This window comes from Arthrobacter sp. MDT2-34-1 (assembly GCF_059091365.1).
The window spans coordinates 1-251 of sequence record NZ_JBNHGO010000228.1; the positions used below are offsets into that span (position 1 = coordinate 1).

Genomic DNA, 251 nt, shown 5'->3' on the forward strand with positions numbered 1-251 from the left:
CCCGAGCGTGGCTTTGGCCTGTTCAACGGCGTCCTGCACTGCCGCATTGATCCCGGCGCTGGCCTTGTCCACGTCCCTGACGTTGATGAGGACCTGCGGAAGCTTGGTCATGACGGCAGCCAGTTCAGCCAGCGGGCGGCCCGCCTTCGCTACCTGCGCAGCCAGCTGCAGGCCGGTCAGCACTCCGTCGCCGGTCGTGGCGTAGTCGGAGAAAATCACGTGGCCGGATTGCTCGCCGCCCAGGCTGTAGT

The 251-nt window shown here is 66.5% G+C and carries 1 pseudogene; it reads right to left on the reverse strand.

Annotated elements, in window-relative coordinates:
• Positions 1 to 251: pseudogene (locus tag AC5RVV_RS18460) on the reverse strand (phosphoglucosamine mutase); the annotation flags it as partial.